We start from the raw sequence: 15,047 nt of genomic DNA on the forward strand, positions 1-15,047 counted from the left end.
AAGCAACTTGCGCTGTACGTTTACAATGTCTTGGATCTTTGGTTTGAGTTCGTTGAATTCGTGACGATCTCCCTGCGGAACTGGTCCGGAGATGATCAACGGTGTACGGGCGTCATCGATCAAAACCGAATCCACCTCATCCACAATCGCATAGTGATGCGGACGTTGTACCAGATCTCCTGGCGCATGAGACATATTATCACGCAAATAATCAAAACCAAACTCATTGTTGGTTCCGTAAGTGATGTCTGCGTTATAGGCCGCACGACGCTCTGCAGAGTTCGGACGGTGGTAATCAATACAATCCACACTCAATCCGTGGAATTCAAAAATAGGAGCCATCCACGCGCTATCACGCTTGGCCAAGTAATCGTTTACCGTTACTAAGTGTACCCCGTTCCCGGCAAGTGCGTTGAGGTAAACCGGTAGGGTAGCCACAAGGGTCTTTCCTTCTCCCGTTTGCATCTCAGCAACCTTTCCTTGGTGCAGGGCAATACCACCCACCAGCTGTACGTCGTAGTGAACCATATCCCAAGTCACCTCTTTTCCGGCTGCATCCCAAGAGTTGGCCCAAACGGCCTTGTCACCGTCTAAGGTTACATAAGCTTTGGTTCCAGAAAGCTCGCGGTCAAAAGCAGAGGCAGTAACTTCTAAGCTGCTGTTCTCAGCAAAGCGCTTGGCTGTTTCTTTGATCACAGCAAAAGCTTCAGGCAGGATTTCATCCAATACCTGTGTTTCAATTTCATAAAGGCTGTCCTTAAGCTGATCGATCTCTGCATAGATATCTTCCTTGCGTTGGATATCACTTACGTCTTCAGCTTCTTTGGAGAGTGCTTCTAGTTGTGCTTTGGTCTCTGCTTGGGCATCGCGCAATTGTGCTCTAAAGGCATCGGATTTGCCGCGAAGTTGATCCAAACTGAGTTGAGCCATCTCGGCTTCTTTAGCTTTGATCTTGTTTACGAGCGGTTGGATTTCGCCCAGATCTTTCTTGGCTTTATCGCCAACAAATACTTTTAATACGTTATCTAAAAGACCCATGTCTTGTGTGTTTCTTTTTTAGCGGTATAACTCAGGCTTCTTTTTATTCAGACTGAAAAATGCAAATAACTGTAAATCAAGGGGATTTATCCGTTTGGTTTTTCCCCGAACAGCAGTTCAATAGTACGCAAAAAAAAAGCCTCCTGCGAGACTTTTTTATTTATAGTGGATTAATATTCATCCTCGTTCCAAAGGTAATCTTCGTCCGTGGGATAATCGGGCCAGATCTCTTCGATAGAATCGTAAGAGTCACCTTCATCCTCAATGGCTTGAAGATTCTCAACAACTTCAAGAGGGGCTCCCGTACGAATTGCGTAATCAATCAATTCATCTTTGGTAGCAGGCCAGGGTGCGTCGCTCAAATATGACGCTAGCTCTAAAGTCCAGTACATAGCACTTGTTGCATTTAATTTTTGCAAAAATAATTTTTTAGATCAAAAAGTCAAGTAAAATCTAAATTATTTGTCCGTGAATAAAAAGAACGTAAGAATATCAATATAAAACACTGATATTCAGTTGGTTAAAAATGATTAATATTTTTCCTTTGCTGAGGATGAATTTTCGAGTCGATTTAATACTTCTCTGGAATCCACTTGATTTCCTCAGCTTGCAATTCTTTGGTCAACATCCGTGCCAACACAAAAAGGTAGTCAGAAAGTCGGTTTAGGTATTGTAGCACGGCCGGATCCACGGCCTCATAATCGTTTAATTGTGCTGCTAAACGCTCACTACGACGGCAAACACAGCGGGCTATGTGACAGAATGACACCGTTTGATGTCCACCGGGCAAAACAAAGTGCGTCATGGGTGGCAAGAGTTCATTCATACGGTCCATTTCTAGCTCGAGTGCCTCAATATCTTCGGTATTGATCTTTGGGATATTCAAGCGTTCTTTGCCGCTTTTTAAAATTGCCTTTTCGGGATCTGTTGCCAAAATAGCTCCGACAGTAAACAATTTGTTCTGTAGCACCTCTAGGAACTTTTTGTGATGCGGCTCTATAGCTTGATCGCGGATAAGCCCAATGTGTGAATTGAGTTCATCTACGGTGCCGTAGCTTTCTATTCTGATGTGATGTTTAGGAACGCGTGTTCCTCCAAATAGGGCAGTGGTCCCTTTATCTCCGGTCTTGGTGTATATCTTCATGATCCTTTCTTTTTGCATAGTACCGATTGCGGAACGATCGGCTTTTTCTACTCCGTGTGATCTTAGCGTTGCGCTGATTCCAGAAAAGAATAAGCACCAACAGCAGTAAAAGACCGCCAACTACAAAATAAGGATTTTCAAGATAGGCCTCCACGGAATTATTTGGTTCGGGTGTCTGATTCGATCATACCATCTTTAAGACGAATCACCCGATGCGCGTGGGCCGCGATATCTTCTTCGTGAGTTACCAGAATCACCGTATTACCGCTGGCGTGGATCTCATCAAAGAGATTCATGATCTCTAAAGAAGTTTTAGAATCCAGGTTTCCGGTTGGCTCATCTGCGAGAATGATAGAAGGCTTGTTGACCAATGCGCGCCCAACAGCTACCCTTTGGCGTTGACCTCCGGAAAGTTGGTTTGGCTTGTGGTCCATACGATCGGCCAGGCCTACATCGGTCAAAACTTCCTCGGCACGTTTGGAACGCGCTCCTTTGGAAGCCCCAGCATAGATCATGGGCAAGGCCACATTTTCTAAAGCTGTTGTTCGCGGTAAAAGGTTAAAGGTTTGGAATACAAACCCGATCTCCTTGTTGCGGATGTCGGCCAGTTCGTCATCGGTTAGGTTACTAACGTCTTGTCCATTGAGTATATACGAGCCGTCGGTAGGGGTATCCAGACAGCCTAAAAGGTTCATCAAAGTAGATTTTCCAGAACCCGATGGTCCCATCAAAGCTACGTACTCGCCCTGGTTGATATCCAGATCGATTCCTTTTAAAACCTTTACGACTTCTTGTCCTAGCGGGAAATCCCTTTTAATACCGCGGATCTCAATTACTGTACTCATAAAAACACCGATGGTTTATAGTATGCAAGATACTTCATTCTACGCACATAAGACGTAGACAAGCCGGCATTGTTACAATCTTAACACAAAATGTTGTTTGGGCTGTTCCTTGCGAAAAAACACCCAACCCCAATCAAAGGAATCTATGGTAACAGAAACTTCTGGACGGGCCTTAATTTCTTCCCAAGCTTCGGTCATTTCTTTAGACCAATAAATGTCATCCAGAATGAGTAAACTATCATTGTGGAGCTTGGGCAGCAATTGTTCAAAGGTAAATAGGGTGAAGTCTTTGGTATGGCCACCGTCCAAATAGATCAGATCCCAAACTCGGTCGTCATCATTGAGGAAGTCAGTGAATAAGGCGTTCACGGCGGTGATGTTTTTAAATCCAAACCGCTCAAATCCTTTAACGGCTTCAGCTAAGGTGTTGGGACAGCGTTCTACCGTAGTGATATTTCCTTCTGGATGCCCAATGTGCATGGCTACGGTTCCTTTACCCAAAGAGGTTCCCAGTTCCAGCATGTTTTGCGGTTTGAAGTAAGCCGTTACACTGGCCATGAGTTCTTGTGTCTTTTGTGACATCCCAGCAACTTTGGTAATCTGATCGATCCCCCGTTCTTCATTTTTAAAAACACGAGACCCGGCTCCAAAATCCTCCACCTTTATTTTGAGCTTTTGCCCAATCAAGTATTTATAGTGTTTGGGTAGTAATTGTCTTAATTCAAGAGGAATTCGAGTTTTGACTCCCTCGGTGATCAGCTTATACACAAAAGGGGAGTGAACGGCATGCTCGTTTTTAGAACGCCACAAAAATTGCAGGTATTTTAAAAACTCATACATGCTATTCTTCCAACTTCATGGAGAGTTCAAACCAACGCTCCGTTTTCTGTTCCAAAGAATTGATGAGTTCTTGAAGTTTTAAGGACTCTTCATTGATCTTATCAGTATCCCAGTCGGCCGTAGCAAATTCGCCTTCTAAAGCGTCTTTTTCTCGTTCTAATTTGGCAATATCGCGCTCTAAGGCCTTGTACTCTTTTTGTTCGTTATAGCTGAGTTTGGCCTTGGCTTTAGGGTCTTTCCAGTCTGTTTTTTCTTTCTTCGGACTTTTTGCAACCGGATCACTGCTGTCCTCATAAGCTCTAAAGTCACTGTAGTTCCCGGGGAAATCTTCAATAAGCCCATCGCCCCTAAACACCAAAAGGTGATCCACCACCTTATCCATAAAATAGCGGTCGTGAGAAACTACGATCAAACAGCCGGGATAATCTAAAAGAAAGCTCTCCAAGACGTTCAAGGTGACAATGTCCAGGTCATTGGTCGGCTCATCGAGGATCAAGAAATTCGGATTACCGATCAATACCGTACACAGATAGAGACGCTTGCGTTCCCCTCCGCTGAGCTTTTCAACATAGTCGTATTGTTTTTTTCGGTCGAATAAAAAACGTTCCAATAACTGTCCGGCAGAGAGTTGGCGTCCTTTTTTAAGCGGAATATAATCTCCAAACTCGCGAATCACATCGATCACCTTTGTCCCGGCTTAACTTCAATTCCAGCCTGTGAATAGTACCCGAACTTGACAGTTTCTCCAATGATGATCTTTCCGCCATCGGGCTGACTCACTCCAGTGAGCATATTTAAGAAACTGGATTTTCCACTACCGTTATTCCCGATGATCCCAACCCGCTCTCCGCGTTGAAAACGATACTCAAAATTTTGGGTGATTACCTTATCTCCAAAGGCTTTGCTGACCTTGTGAAACTCGGCAATTTTGGTGCCCAAGCGCTCCATGTTGAGCTCCAATTGCAGCTCGTGTTGTTTGCGTCTTTGGTGGGCGCGAGCTTTTATTTCGTGAAAGTCATCAATGCGTGACTTGCTCTTGGTGGTACGCGCTTTGGGTTGTCTGCGCATCCATTCCAATTCCTTTTTGTAAAGTTGAACGGCCTTGTCAGTTTCTACTTCAAACTGTTCCATTCGGGCTTGGCGCTTGTCCAGATAATAGGCGTAGTTGCCTTTATACGAAAACCATTGTCCGTTGTCTAATTCTACAATCTCATTGCAAACCCGATCTAGAAAATAACGATCGTGCGTCACCATAAAAAGACTCACCTTTTCTCGCGTAAAAAAGCCCTCAAGCCATTCAATCATCTGTAAGTCCAAATGGTTGGTGGGTTCGTCTAAGATCAAGAGGTCTGGAATGTTGATCAAGGCATGCGCTAAGGCCAAACGCTTCTTTTGCCCTCCGGAGAGATTAGAAACTTTTTGATCTAAATTGGTCAATTGAAATTTAGAGAGCACCGTTTCAATTCGGTTTTCAAAATCCCAGGCCTGAGCAGCTTCCATGGCATCAAAGGCCCGTTGAAGCCCTTCCGTATCCTCAGGGTTCTTCAAAGCTAAATGGTAGTTATCAATAATTTGAAGGGTGGGCGAATCGGTGTGATAGATGGTTTCTTTTACCGTGAGATCATCTCTAAGGCTGGGTTCCTGAGGCAGGTAAGCGATATTGAGCTCCTTTCTAAAGACAACCTGACCGCTGTCAGGAGCTTCTGTTTTGGCCAAAATATTTAGGATGGCCGTTTTACCGGTACCGTTCTTGGCCACAAAACCGATCTTCTGTCCTTGATTGATTCCAAAGGAAATGTCCTCAAAGAGAACGCGTTCCCCATAGGCCTTGGCAATATGTTCTACAGATACGTAATTCAAGCGCTAAACTTTGCTCAAAAATAATCAGAAAATACAGCATCGCTGGGATTTCTTTTTATTATTAGGTTGGTTAAGTTATATTTGCTGAAGAGGCACTACTTTTTTCAATTTTCCGTTTTGTAGAAAATGAAAATACCGCCGCTAACTAAACCAGTTAAACACTTAATGAAGTACGCCGTTTTATATGCCCTAGTGGCTGTCCTTCTTTCTTTTTCTTCGTGTATTCCCACTAAAAGAATTTCCTATCTGCAGGAAGACCTTGCAGCCAGCAATGATTCCTTGATCGCCTTGAGAAAGGTCATGCCACCGTATCGCGTTCAGGTGAACGATATGTTGAGTATCAGAATCAAAGCCCTGGATCAAGAATTGGTAGCCATGTTCAACCCTGTGGGAGAGAGCAATTTGAACGCTACTGGAGAACAACGTTTGTACTACGATGGATTTACCGTGGATCAACACGGAAATATTCGCGTGCCGACTTTAGGTGAGGTTAACGTTTTGGGCTACACGGTGGAGGAGATCCGAGAGACCATTGAAAAGCGGTTGCTGTCAGATTATTTTAAGGAAGACGCAAACATCTTTGTTACGGTAAAATTGGCGGGGATACGTTATGTGATCAACGGAGAGATCGGTAGACCGGGTTCAAGCGTGATCTACAGAGAGCAGGTGAGTATCATGGAAGCCATTGCCACCAACGGGGATATTCGTATCACGGGTGATCGTACGGATGTGATCATCGTACGGCAATATCCGCAGGGACAAAAAGTACATCACATAGACCTCACCACCATTGACGCGGTGAATTCTCCTTACTATTACATTCAACCCAATGATCTGATCCTGGTCAATCCTTTGCCACAGAAATCAATCGGTACAGGAACAACAGGCTTATCCTCATTCACGACCATACTTACGGTGATCACGGGGCTCACTTCTATAATTCTTTTAGCAACGCGACTTTAGTATGAGCAAGGAATTTGAAATAGAAGATTTAGAATATAATTTTGATTTTAAAGGCTTGTTGCTCTCCTTGTTGAAGCATTGGCCCTTGTTCTTCATTGCCTGGGGTATTGGATTTGCTGCGGCCTATTGGGTCAATATTAGAAAGTTACCCGTTTACACCATGAGTAATATGATCTCCATTAAGGACGATCAAAACCCTTTCTTTACCACCAATACCAGTCTGACCTTCAATTGGGGTGGAACTACGGATAAGGTCAATACAGCTTTGATCATGCTGCGATCTCGTACTCATAACGAGGCCGTAGTAGACAGTTTGCAGTTCTATACCAATTACCTTCAAGACGGGAAATACCAGCGTACAGATGCTTATAAATTAGTGCCTTTTCAATTCATTGCAGATACCTCGCGATATCAGGTGATGAATGTGCCTGTAACCATTACAGTTAAGGATACAGCCACGTTTACCGTTGAGGCTCAGTTTGAGCCTTTGGATTATCGCTTGTCTCATTACGGTAAAAAGAATTCCAGAAGATGGACACCTAAAGAGTTGTCATATAAGGAAGACTTCTTTTTTGGAGATACCGTCAAACTACCATTTTTAAATGGAGTTTTTCAATACAAGAAATATAGAGGGAAGCTCAATACCCCTTATTATATAAGTTTTTCTCGTTATTATCAAGTGATCAATCGTTACAGAAAGATCAGCGTCTTTAGTGAATCTGACGGGTCTTCTGTTTTGGTCATGCGTCTGAACGGAAACAACAAAGCACGTTTGGTAGATTATTTAAATACTTCTGCTCAAATTCTTGAGGATAATTTGTTGGATCGAAAGAATCTCTTCGCCACCAAGACCATTGATTTTATCAACGAAAGCTTGGATCAACAATCTGACTCCTTAAACTTTGTGGAGAGCGAGCTCAACACCTTTAAAGAATCCAAAGGGATTTACAACTTAAACGAGGAAGGCTCAGAAATTTCTCGAAAGTTAAGGGCTTATGATCTGGAAATTGAAAAATTAGAACAACAGCTCAAGTATTTCAAACGCTTAGAAGATTATTTACTTACACGGACTAATTATATTGATGTTCCTGCTCCCTCTGTGGTTGGGATAGAAGAAGGTGCAATCAGCAGTGGAGTAGCGCGAATTATTTCTTTGGCAGAAAAGCGAAGCCGCTACCAGTATTCCATGCAAGAAGGTGCACCGGCCTTCCTTGAGTTAGACCGAGATATCGATGCGGTGAAGACCGTATTGCTGGAAAATATTGAGAGCAGTAAAGACCGCGTGAATCGCGATGTTGATGACATCAGAAGTAAGATCGCTCAAAATGAATCTGCAATCCGCAAGTTGCCTAAAGAACAACAGGAATTACTCAAAATAGAACGGAAATACAACCTAACCTTAGGTACTTACAACCTGTTCTTGGCTAAACGCAGCGAAGCCAATTTGGTCAAAGCAGCAAACATCAGTGATGTTTTAATGATCGATGCCGCTAAGGATACCGGTGGAGGGCAAATAGGTCCAAACACCAGTTTGAACTATGTCTTGGCAGGGATTCTCGGTTTCTTTGTGCCATTCCTGTTTGTGTTTGTTCGCTTCTTACTGAATAACAAGATCCAACACGGTCAAGACATTAAGCGACTCTCAGCCATACCTGTTTTGGGCGTGATCGGGAAGAGCTCAGTGAGTGGTAATCTCGCAGTTTTGGAACGACCAAAATCCGCAATAGCGGAAAGTTTTAGAGCGGTGCGATCCAGCTTACAGTTCATGTATAAAAAGCAAGGAGTAAGTGGCGCTAAGACTGTTTTAATTACGAGTTCCATCAGTGGAGAAGGAAAGACCTTCTGTTCCATCAATATCGCTTCTGTATTTGCACTGAGTAATAAAAAGACAATTCTTCTTGGTTTGGACTTGCGCAAGCCTAAGATCTTTGGCGATTTTGATATTCAAAACGATATTGGAGTTGTCAATTATTTGATCAAAGATGCCACTCTGGAAGAGATCGTTCAGAATACTTCGATTCCAAACCTGCAGGTAATCACTTCTGGTCCGGTTCCACCAAATCCATCGGAATTGCTTATGAACGAGCAGATGGATGAGCTTATGGAACGCTTAAAACAGGAGTACGATTATATCATTTTGGATTCGCCACCACTAGGCCTGGTTACCGATGCGATTCAGTTGGTAAAGTATTCTGACGCAAACATCTACGTGGTTCGTCAAAATTATACGCAAAAAGGCATGCTGTCCTTTATTAATGAGAAGTATAAAAACGGAGAGGTGTCCAACATCAGTTTTGTGTTGAACTACTTCAAACAGCGCCAAGGTTACGGTTATGGTTATGGCTACGGCTATGGCTATGGTTATGGCTATGGTTATGGTGCCTACGGTAATGATTATCATGAGGGACCAGAACGCCGATCGCTATTGAAGCGAATTACCCAAATATTCAATAGAAAAAAATAAGGCGCTTTTGCCTTTGTGATATGCAGAAACCCGAGAAAATAGGAATTGTTGGATTAGGTTATGTAGGCTTGCCTTTGGCTGTTGCTTTTGCCGGTCAACACAAAGTAGTCGGTTTTGATATAAATTCAGATCGAATTGCGAGTCTTAATCAAGGTCATGACAGCACCTTAGAAGTTGCTGATGAGCAGTTAAATTCAGCTTTAGAAGGAAATGACAAAGGGCATCTGGTTTTGACAGATACTCCTTCCGATCTGGCCGATGTCGATTTTTATATCGTAACCGTTCCAACGCCCATTGATGAATTCAATCAGCCGGAACTAACTCCTTTGATCAAAGCCAGTGAAACCCTAGGGCCTCTGCTTAAAAAAGGAGATATAGTAGTTTATGAATCTACTGTATATCCCGGAGTTACAGAAGAGGTTTGTGTGCCCATATTGGAAAAGCAATCTGGACTAAAATTCAATCAAGACTTTTACGCAGGCTATTCTCCAGAACGCATCAATCCGGGTGATAAAAAGCATACGGTTACCAAAATTCTAAAAGTGACCTCAGGCTCAACGCCAGAAGCTGCTGAGCTTATCGATAGCGTTTACGCCTCAGTCATTACTGCAGGAACCCATTTGGCTCCGAGCATTAAAGTAGCAGAAGCAGCTAAGGTTATTGAAAATTCCCAAAGAGACATCAATATTGCCTTTGTCAACGAATTATCAAAGATCTTTCGAGTATTGGATATTGATACCCAAGCGGTATTGGAAGCTGCGGGTACTAAATGGAACTTCTTAAAGTTCACTCCCGGTTTAGTTGGTGGACATTGCATAGGTGTGGATCCTTATTATTTAGCTCAAAAGGCGATGGATTCCGGATACAACCCGGAGATCATTTTAGCGGGAAGACGCATGAATGATAGTATGGGAGAGTATGTGGCCCAAGAAGTCATTAGACTGATGATCACTAAAGATGCAACCATCAAAGGCGGCAAGGCTCTAGTTCTTGGAATTACCTTTAAAGAGAATTGTCCGGATACCAGAAATACACGTGTTGTTGACCTGATTGAAGCCTTGAGTGGCTATCATTTACAAGTTGATATTTACGATCCTTGGGCAAAACAAGAACAGGTCTCTGCGGAATACGGACTCTCTGTGATCAATACTGCTGATGATCTAGGTGCAGATTATAACTGTATCGTGCTGGCCGTTGCTCATGATGCGTTTCAAGGAATTGATCTTAACGCATTAAAAGCGGATACTTCAGTGGTTTTTGACGTAAAATCTTTCCTGCCTGAATCTCAAATTGACGGACGACTATAGCCAACACTTATGACCTATCACAACCAATCCTTAGCAGACTTAAAATTTTTGATCACTGGAGGCGCTGGCTTTATAGGCAGTAATCTGGTGCAGTACTTATTGGATCACGGCGCCGGACATGTGCGTGTTTTGGACAATCTGTCCAACGGCTACAAAGAAAACATTACGCCCTTTTTATCGGCTCAGAATTTTGAGTTTATAGAAGGTGATATTTGTGATCTGCAGACCTGCAAAGATGCTATGGAAGGAATGGACTATGTTTCCCATCAAGCAGCTTTGGGCTCTGTGCCGCGTTCTATCAATGATCCCATCACCAGTAATTCTGTAAATGTTTCTGGTTTTTTAAATATGTTGGTGGCTCAGAATGAATCAGATACTGTAAAGCGGATGGTTTACGCCGCGAGCAGTTCCACTTATGGGGATAGCAAATCATTGCCCAAGGTAGAAGACCGCATTGGAAAGCCTTTATCACCCTATGCCGTTACCAAATACGTCAATGAGCTTTACGCAGATGTTTTTTATAAAACCTATGGTACTCAAACCATCGGACTGCGTTATTTCAACGTCTTCGGGCCAAAACAAAGTCCTAACGGTGCCTATGCAGCGGTGATTCCTTTGTTTATGAATGCGGTGAAGAACAACGAGCCGCCTACAATTCATGGAGACGGAAGTCAAACCCGTGACTTCACCTTTGTGCAAAATGCCGTTGAGGCCAATATTCGTGGCATGTTTGCCGGTGATGAGGCCGTTAATGAAGTTTATAATATTGCTTTTGGAGACCGCATTAGTATTCTGGATCTATGGGAACATTTGGCCGACCTATCTGCAACTGATATCCAACCAACCTTCGGGGAGACGCGTAGAGGAGATGTCAAGGATTCTTTAGCTGATATCGGCAAAGCCAAAAGACTACTCGGTTATGATCCACAGTATTCCGTAAAGCAAGGATTGGGCGTAACTTGGGAATATTTTAAAGCGCATTAAGCCTTGCTCGGGCGGGCTGATTGGGCGGAGAGAGCATTTAAAACACAACTAACAGGATGGTATCCCACGAGCATCAGTGTATTTTCATTCATATCTCTAAGTGTGCGGGCACTACCGTAGAAGAAGCTTTTGGAGTAGATACTAGTGGTGATGCTGAAATGGGCTATGGTTGGAATGAATCTTCAGGGATCCACTTACAACACGCCACTCCTGATGAGCTTTTGGCTTCTGGCTTGGTAACTCAGCAGCAATGGGACAGCTATTATAAGTTTATTGTGGTGCGCAACCCCTATTCAAGGTCTTATTCGGATTACGCCTGGGTCATGCTCAACGGTGACGTCTGGGGAACATTTCAAGACTTTATACATGCTAGAAGTGCTTTTTTAGATCGATTAACCAAACGCACTGTGGATTATATGGGCGAGCATTTGCGGCCGCAGTCGGATTATTTTTTGCTTGCTGGGGAGCCGATTGTTTATGATCAGGTGATTCGATTGGAATCAGTTAAGGAAGGATTTGCAACGCTATGCGAGGCTTTGAACTTGCCGGAAGATTTCTTTAAGTCTTCTGCGAACGTGAACAAAAAGAAGTTGCCGCATTATTCCTGGTTCTATACGGCCAAGCGCAAGAAACTAGTCGCTCAAACCTATAAGGAAGACCTTGAGTTATTGAGTTATGGTTTTGAAGATAAAAGAGCGAGCACGTTTAATTTTTTGAACGATCTGCGGCTGATCCTCGGCAAAAATGGCAAACTCCATTTTAGATTAAAGTATCCGTATTTGGCCCACCGATGGGGCAATTTTAAACGCAGAATTTCGGGCTGATGCGACACGGAATTCTCATAACAGCCTTTAAGGACCTCCAGCAATTGGAGACTATCTCGTCTTGCTTTGACGACCGGTTTGCGCTTTATGTCCATATTGATAAAAAGACGGCAGTCAGCCCAGAGATTCTCAATAAGCTACAAGGGCTGGACAATTTGGTGTTTATCAGTCAGAAGTACAAAGTCAATTGGGGGGGGTTAAATCACTTAAAGGCCATATTGCTTTTGTGTGAAGAGGCTATACAAGACCAATCTCTTAGCTACTTTCATCTAATCACTGGTCAGGATTTGCCCATCAAATCTGCGGATGAATTTGTTGCCCATTTCACCAGTTTAGGCAGTAAAAGCTATTTAGAAAACTTCACCATGCCTGCTGCTTGTTGGAACAACGGAGGTTGGGATCGGATCTTGTTGTATAACTTATATGATTCCCTTAATGCCAAAAAGCATATGCATTGGATTCAAAAGCTCTTGTCCATTCAAAAGCGATTGGGTTTTAAGCGAAGCTATTCCAAAGATCTTCCGCCACTACACGGCGGATCAACCTACTGGAGTCTGCACCGTTCCGCGGTAAAAGAAGTGGTTGACTATACCCTTGAAAAACCAGCCTTGCTCAAACGGATGAAACACAGTTTTTGCAGTGAAGAATTTTATTTTCAGACTATTTTGATGAATTCCGATCTGAAAGATAGTTTTGATACAGACAATAAACGCTACATACTCTGGGAAGAGAAACACGGAAGCAAGCCGGGAATCTTAGATCTAGAGGATTGGCCTCAAATTGAGCAAAGTGATGCTTTTTTTGCCCGGAAAATGGACTGGAATCATTCCGCAAACTTGATCGATAGAATTATTGAAAGCATCAAATAAGAGAGAAGACGGGAGAATAATAAGGAATCCCGCCAAAAAAGAAGTATTTTGAGCCTGTAAAAGCTAACAACCCAAAAATTACCTACTCAGCATGAGCGAACAACGGGTGACCGTTTATACCAACCAAGGAAACACGAGCTTTCTCAAAGTACTCAAGGCCAGTATCTCTGATATTTTCAGCTCTGGATTTTTAGCCAAGCAGATTGCCATCCGCGATATTAAAGCGCAATACAGACAGTCTTATTTGGGAATCCTTTGGGCCTTTATTACTCCCTTAACTACGGCTTTGGTTTGGGTGTTTTTACAGTCCACAGGAACGGTGCAGCTCACGGACACTGGAATACCTTACCCAGTCTATGCCTTTAGCGGTACTTTAATTTGGTCCATTATTACAGGCGCTATTAATGCTCCACAGATGAGTACAAGCTCTGCAAAGAATATTATATCCAAGATCAACTTTCCTAAAGAAGCCTTGTTGCTTTCGGGAATCTATAAATTGCTTTTTAATGCGATTCCAAAAATCTTATTGTTGATCATTCTATTATTGATCTTTGGCGTGGATTACCAACACTCAGCCTGGTTGTTTCCTTTGGTTATGTTAGGTGCTGTCTTCTTTGGATTTACCCTTGGATTGATCCTGACTCCAATTGGGCTTTTATACAACGATATTTCTAAACTCATCATGACTGGTTTGAGGTTCATGATGTATCTCACCCCAGTGGTTTATATGGTCCCTGCAGATGGGATCATGAAGACCATAATGGAATGGAATCCATTTAGTCCAATGATTCTTTTGGCTCGATCAGTTTTGGTCGGAACGCCAAGCGATCATTTAGGTTATTATTTTGTGGTCTTGCTTTGTTGCATCCCGATTTTACTAATTGGTTTGGTGTTTTACCGAATCTCAATTCCAATCATTGTTGAACGCAGTAGCTCATAAGTATGGAAGAGAAAGAGGTATTGGTCAAAGTAGAAGGCGTTAGCAAGAAGTTCAGCAAGGACTTAAAGACGGGCTTGAAATACGGTTTACAAGATTTGTTTACCAATGTATTGGGCGGTGGTAAATCGGAACAACTCAGACCTAAAGAGTTCTGGGCGGTTCAAGATGTGAGTTTTGAATTGCGTCGGGGCGAATGCTTAGGCCTAATCGGTCATAATGGAGCGGGTAAATCGACCTTATTAAAAATGCTCAATGGTCTCATTCGCCCCGATACGGGAAGTATCACGATGAAAGGTAGAGTAGGGGCCTTGATTGAACTCGGAGCTGGTTTTAACCCTATACTCACGGGACGTGAAAACATATATAACAATGGAGCCGTTTTAGGTTTTAGTAAGAGTGAGAGCGATGCCAAGCTTGAAACCATCATTGAGTTCGCAGAACTTGCCGAATTCATTGATATGCCTGTTCAGCATTACAGTTCGGGCATGAAGGTACGCCTGGGCTTCGCCGTGGCTGCCCAAATGGAGCCGGATGTACTTATAATCGATGAGGTATTGGCTGTTGGAGATATCAGTTTTCGTGCTAAATGTTATGAAAGAATTAACGAACTTTTAGAATTATGTTGTGTGATTTTCGTATCCCATGCCATGCCACAAATATCGAAAATATGTTCATCCACAATTTTATTAAATAAAGGCACAATTACAATTCAAGGGGACCCAGGTTTAGTAATTGAACACTATTATGGTGTTACAGGATCAAAAGTCAAACGATATGATTTAATTTCAGATGCTTGCCAATTAGTCGAATTTTCAATGTCCAAATCTGTTATAAGTAACCTCGAGAAAAATATCGTTTTTGATTTTAGCGTTTTTTCTGAATTAAATACGGGTGCGGTTGATGTTTCCCTTTCAGTCTTGAGTAGAGAGTTAGTACCCGTTTTTCAGGCTAGTTCAAAGATTCTCAATC

Annotated in this window: 12 protein-coding genes and 2 pseudogenes; 8 read left to right on the plus strand and 6 right to left on the minus strand. The window is 42.8% G+C overall.

From position 1 onward, the window contains the following. From secA to HRT75_RS11565, 6 genes and pseudogenes are all read right to left on the minus strand, one after another. Nucleotides 1–1,038 (minus strand): annotated as a pseudogene (gene secA, locus HRT75_RS11540) (preprotein translocase subunit SecA); the annotation flags it as partial. 170 nt (nt 1,039–1,208) lie between these two features. Next, on the minus strand, nt 1,209–1,430 hold the full coding sequence (locus HRT75_RS11545; RefSeq protein ID WP_008272287.1) for a DUF2795 domain-containing protein: 222 nt from the start codon (nt 1,428–1,430) through the stop codon (nt 1,209–1,211). 179 nt (nt 1,431–1,609) lie between these two features. Beyond that, nucleotides 1,610–2,182: a cob(I)yrinic acid a,c-diamide adenosyltransferase gene (locus tag HRT75_RS11550; RefSeq protein WP_291186786.1), complete on the minus strand. Its 573-nt coding sequence runs from the start codon at nt 2,180–2,182 to the stop codon at nt 1,610–1,612. 158 nt (nt 2,183–2,340) lie between these two features. Next, on the minus strand, nt 2,341–3,027 hold the full coding sequence (locus tag HRT75_RS11555) for an ABC transporter ATP-binding protein (RefSeq protein ID WP_291186789.1): 687 nt from the start codon (nt 3,025–3,027) through the stop codon (nt 2,341–2,343). A 72-nt stretch (nt 3,028–3,099) separates the two neighbouring features. Continuing rightward, a complete protein-coding gene (locus HRT75_RS11560; protein ID WP_291186792.1) occupies nt 3,100–3,837 on the minus strand; it encodes a class I SAM-dependent methyltransferase in 738 nt (245 codons plus the stop codon). Nucleotides 3,838–3,868: 31 nt separating this feature from the next. Continuing rightward, nucleotides 3,869–5,727, minus strand: a pseudogene (locus HRT75_RS11565) (ABC-F family ATP-binding cassette domain-containing protein). A 165-nt stretch (nt 5,728–5,892) separates the two neighbouring features. Between HRT75_RS11565 and HRT75_RS11570 the strand changes: the two are divergent. From HRT75_RS11570 to HRT75_RS11605, 8 genes are all read left to right on the plus strand, one after another. After that, nucleotides 5,893–6,690, plus strand: a complete 798-nt coding sequence (locus HRT75_RS11570; protein WP_291186795.1) for a polysaccharide biosynthesis/export family protein — start codon at nt 5,893–5,895, stop codon at nt 6,688–6,690. 1 nt (nt 6,691) lies between these two features. After that, nucleotides 6,692–9,154: a tyrosine-protein kinase family protein gene (locus tag HRT75_RS11575; protein ID WP_291186798.1), complete on the plus strand. Its 2,463-nt coding sequence runs from the start codon at nt 6,692–6,694 to the stop codon at nt 9,152–9,154. Between the two features lie 20 nt (nt 9,155–9,174). Further along, complete coding sequence (locus HRT75_RS11580; RefSeq protein WP_291186801.1) at nt 9,175–10,461, plus strand: nucleotide sugar dehydrogenase; 1,287 nt, start codon at nt 9,175–9,177, stop codon at nt 10,459–10,461. A gap of 9 nt (nt 10,462–10,470) precedes the next feature. Next, nucleotides 10,471–11,445 carry an SDR family oxidoreductase gene (locus HRT75_RS11585; RefSeq protein ID WP_291186804.1) on the plus strand — a complete coding sequence of 325 codons (975 nt, stop codon included), beginning with the start codon at nt 10,471–10,473 and terminating at the stop codon, nt 11,443–11,445. A 56-nt stretch (nt 11,446–11,501) separates the two neighbouring features. Continuing rightward, nucleotides 11,502–12,269: a sulfotransferase family 2 domain-containing protein gene (locus tag HRT75_RS11590; RefSeq protein ID WP_291186808.1), complete on the plus strand. Its 768-nt coding sequence runs from the start codon at nt 11,502–11,504 to the stop codon at nt 12,267–12,269. After that, on the plus strand, nt 12,269–13,138 hold the full coding sequence (locus tag HRT75_RS11595; RefSeq protein WP_291186811.1) for a beta-1,6-N-acetylglucosaminyltransferase: 870 nt from the start codon (nt 12,269–12,271) through the stop codon (nt 13,136–13,138). Before HRT75_RS11590 ends, HRT75_RS11595 begins: the two co-directional genes overlap by 1 nt. A 91-nt stretch (nt 13,139–13,229) precedes the next feature. Then, the gene (locus HRT75_RS11600; protein ID WP_291186814.1) at nt 13,230–14,078 is read left to right on the plus strand and encodes an ABC transporter permease; all 849 of its coding nucleotides are present in this window, start codon (nt 13,230–13,232) and stop codon (nt 14,076–14,078) included. Nucleotides 14,079–14,080: 2 nt separating this feature from the next. Beyond that, a partial coding sequence (locus HRT75_RS11605; protein WP_291186817.1) for an ABC transporter ATP-binding protein occupies nt 14,081–15,047 on the plus strand: 967 nt, incomplete at its 3' end.

The sequence above is a fragment of the Gilvibacter sp. genome (assembly GCF_013214815.1).
Classification (GTDB): Bacteria; Bacteroidota; Bacteroidia; order Flavobacteriales; family Flavobacteriaceae; genus Gilvibacter.